This is a genomic window from Streptomyces sp. NPDC111656, from assembly GCF_055656965.1.
In genome coordinates this window covers 1-3,831 of sequence record NZ_JBVKCA010000067.1, presented here as the reverse complement: position 1 = coordinate 3,831, position 3,831 = coordinate 1, and the positions used below count along the sequence as shown (strand labels likewise).

The following is a 3,831-nucleotide window of genomic DNA, read 5'->3' as shown; positions in this document are numbered from 1 at the left end:
GCGACGCCGCCATCAAGCCCAGTCCCGCACCAGCCATTACCGGCGACAAGCCGCATCCCAGACATGAAGATCACGATCTACAGTTGGAGTATTAGCAATGACTTCACCCACTACATGGGTAAGCTCCCAGACGGGGGAACTTGGCAAGAGTCGGTCATGGCGGCTATCGACAACCATGATATTCACATTCACGTCAATACCAAGGGATTCGCTGGCGGCTTTACCGGTTCGGCACTGAGAGGGATGTCGACGGGATCGAAGGCGACCGAGCAGGAGATGGCATGGCTTGCAAAGTCGGTGGTTTCAGGGAAACGGTCATGGAGTTCGATAACCTTCTACGATGCAGCCGGAGACGTGCTGCCGTTGACGGAGCCAGCCTGGTCGACAGACCCCGCCCTTTCCAAGATGTGGCTATTGTGGGGTCCTGGTGAACCTTAACCAACAGCATGGAAGAGGCCTGAGAGCCGTGGATATGCCGATGGCTAGCTTCGCTGAAGCTCCAGACGCAAAGTACTACCCAGAGCTAGTGACGTATGGTGGTCTGTCTCAGGCGCTTCGTCGCCTTGCGGAAAACCGTGGTCTCGACCTTGGAGACGTACGACCTGCCTCGGATCGAGGGCTCAGCGTGTATCGCACTGCCGAGGCTGCTTCGAGTCGTGGACTCATCAGAATCAGCACGGTCCTGAACCGGAGAGCCTTTTCAATCTCCATGGACAGTGCCGAGGGTGATTTCGTCTGGGCAAACGGGAGCACAGCCGCCCTGGGAGACATTGCAGAAGTTATCGACGCATGGCGGAGCGGTGTGTTTCTTGCGCCTCTGCGTGAGCGCTTTCCGTTCATTGAGTTTTCCAAAATGGCTGAAGGCTACGAGCGCGGCGAACCCGCGGAAACAGCCTGGAGCATCCTTTTGGCGGATGATAACCACATCTCTCATCGTGAGATGCTGGCCGCGCTGCGGTCAAACTCTCGCCTGAGCGGCATGTTTCCGTTCTTCTCTCACGACGTCTTGCGGTTGGCTATTGATCCCTTTAAGAGGGATGCTGGTGAGATTCGCATCGAACCGCAGGGTAACGGTCGCTTTTCTGTGCAATCGTCGCCTGGTGGTGAGATTCTGGCTGATGTCGAATTGGCTGATCTTGCCGACATGGCTTCATCGCTTGTCGATTCCCGTGGTGAGCTGCGTTCGTAAACCTGCACAGCGCAGGGTGGGGTGACAGCGGGCGTTGGCGGTGCTGCTGCATCCTCGTCATGAGGTACGCGGATGGCGGCGGCCTGGCAAGGCGCCAGTTGGCACAACGCCACCGCATCGGCTATCGGCGCCAGCGACACACCGCCGGTAGCCTCAGCCCGCACGACGCAGGCCCCCTGCCATCGGCAGGGGGCCTGCGTCGTGCGGGGGCAGCCGCAATCATCCGTCGGGACAGCCACCAGAACTAGTGTGATGCGCCAGAAACGGCGCGCCCGAAGCGGGAGTGCAGGCGGGCCTGGTAGACGAGGTCGGCATGCACGCCGTCATCCCGGTCCTGTTCGTGGTCTCCGTCGAGGCGGCCCGGCACGCGATCGGCCGGATCGCGGACATCACCGCCGACAAGCACATGGAGGGCGTCCGCCTCACCCGCTGGCTGCTCTCGCCGGTCCCGACCTTCCTCCTGTGGCGCCGGATGAAGCTGTGGGAGCTGCGCTCCTACGAGCAGGTCATCAAGCTGGAGCAGGACCGCGTCCACGGCACCAGCACCGGCACCAGCTCGTCCACGGGTACCAGCCCTGACGGCAACGGAGGCACCCTGCCGAGATCACCTCGCAAGGCATCCGGGGACGCCTCACCACCCCGTCCCGTACCGCCGACCTGGCCAACGTCCGCGCCCTGTACTACCGCCGCCCGACCGGCTTCGCCTTCCCACATCTCACAGAGCAGGACGCACGGTTCGCCACCACCCAGGCCAGGTACGGACTCGGAGGAGTGCTGGCGTCACTTCCCGGCTGCCTCTACATAAACCACCCACACCGCATCGGGGACGCGGAATTCAAGCCGTCCGGACTGGCCGCCGCGGTAGAAGCCGGCTTCCTGGTACCGCCCACACTCATCACCTCCAGCCCCGACGCCGCCAGAACCTTCATCAAGGGGCACGACTCGGTCATCTACAAACCACTGCACAACCCCGTGTACCGAATCGACGGCGTCTCATCCGTCGTCAAGATCGCTGAGGTGACCACCGAGGACATCGCCGAGAGCGTGTCCGGCACCGCGCACTTGTTCCAGAAACGCGTCGCCAAGACTGCCGACGTGCGCGTGACCGTCATCGGCTCCCAGTCGTTCTGTGTCCGCATCGACTCCGACGTCCTGGACTGGCGCACCGACTACGACCGCCTGACCTACACCCCCGTCGAGCCACCGCCGGGGATTGAGCAGGCGCTTCACCACTACCTGGACCACTTCGGGCTCGTTTTCGGGGCTTTCGACTTCTGCGTAGGCGAAGACGGGCAATGGTGGTTCCTGGAGTGCAACCCCTCCGGTCAGTGGTACTGGCTGGAGTCTGAGACCGGTCTGCCGATGTGCGCAGCCCTGGCAGGCCTTTTGGAGAGGACGTCGTGACCGACCAAGCGCAGCTCCACCAGCAACTCATCGACTCCATGACGGCGAACGGCAGTCTGCGCACGGAGCCGTGGAAGCGTGCCGTCGAAACCGTCGCCCGACACGAGTTCCTGCGGACCGGGTTCTTCCGCCGCGTGGACGGCGCTGTGCCCTCGGCATGGGCACCCGTCCTGGAAGGCGACGCTGGTTGGCGCGAAGCCTGCTACGAGGACGAGTCGCTGGTGACTCAGATCGCCGGCACGATCATGCCTGCGGACATCCGCGGTCAGATCATGCGGGACCCGACCAGTTCCAGCACGCTGCCGTCTCTCGTGGTGCGCATGCTGGAGGACCTCCAGGTCGAGCCGGAGTCGAAGGTGCTGGAGATCGGGACCGGCACCGGGTACTCAACCGCGGTGCTCTGCGCGCGGCTGGGCGAGGAGTACGTCACCTCGATCGAGTACGACGAGGAAGTGGCCGCGCGTGCACGGACAGCCCTGGGCCGACGGGGGATGTACCCCACGCTCGTCAGCGGCGACGGCCTCCTCGGCTACGCGGACGGGGCACCGTACGACAGGGTGATCGCTACCTGCGGCGTGCGTACCGTTCCTGCGGCCTGGATCGAGCAGACCCGACCCGGTGGCCTGATCCTGACGACCATCGGTGGCTGGCTCGGCTCGTCGGAACTCGCACGCCTGACGGTCCACGGCGACGGCACGGCAACCGGGCCGCTGCTGAACGGTCAGGTCAGCTTTATGCTCGCGCGCCCGCACATGCCGCCCGCGCTGGGCTTGCTCCCCGACCTCAGCGAGGGCAAGGAGCGCGAGGCCATCATCGCAACCGACACACTGAACGACTGGACGTCCCGCTTCGTCGTGCAGCTCGCAGCTCCCCACGCACAGCGCCTGACGATGGAACGCGACGGGCGCACCGAACACGTTCTCGTCGACGTCGAGTCCGGCTCGTGGGCTGCCCTCTATGAGGAGGACGGTCGCTGGATCGTGCGACAGGACGGGCCTAACGCCCTCTGGGATGCTGTCGAGGAGCAGCTCGGCCGCCGGCATTCGGCCGGCACTCCAGCGCTGGAGGAGTTCACCGTCAGCGTCACCCCGCAGGGCCAGACCATCAACTGGTAGACCCCCAGGCTGGTCCCGCTCGTCCGCCCCCCCGTTATCTTTTTTTGCGGTCCTGCAAGAGGACCGCTGGCCTCTGGGCCCGGCATGGCTGTTCCCCCCTGTCGAACGCATGACCTGGGGGGT

At 64.2% G+C, this 3,831-nt stretch carries 3 protein-coding genes and 2 pseudogenes; all 5 read left to right on the top strand.

What is annotated here, in order from left to right; all coding sequences use genetic code 11:
- Positions 1–438 (top strand): hypothetical protein (locus ACZ7M3_RS52650; RefSeq protein WP_472073936.1); only part of this gene is annotated, 438 nt, incomplete at its 5' end.
- Positions 439–709: 271 nt separating this feature from the next.
- The gene (locus ACZ7M3_RS52645) at positions 710–1,189 is read left to right on the top strand and encodes a hypothetical protein (protein ID WP_472073934.1); all 480 of its coding nucleotides are present in this window, start codon (positions 710–712) and stop codon (positions 1,187–1,189) included.
- Positions 1,190–1,496: 307 nt separating this feature from the next.
- Positions 1,497–1,715 (top strand): annotated as a pseudogene (locus ACZ7M3_RS52640) (DUF2637 domain-containing protein); the annotation flags it as partial.
- Between the two features lie 71 nt (positions 1,716–1,786).
- A pseudogene (gene tgmB / locus ACZ7M3_RS52635) lies at positions 1,787–2,593 on the top strand (ATP-grasp ribosomal peptide maturase); the annotation flags it as partial.
- Positions 2,590–3,708 carry an ATP-grasp peptide maturase system methyltransferase gene (gene tgmC / locus ACZ7M3_RS52630; protein WP_472073932.1) on the top strand — a complete coding sequence of 373 codons (1,119 nt, stop codon included), beginning with the start codon at positions 2,590–2,592 and terminating at the stop codon, positions 3,706–3,708. The pseudogene tgmB and the gene tgmC, both read left to right, overlap by 4 nt.
- Positions 3,709–3,831 lie beyond the last annotated feature (123 nt).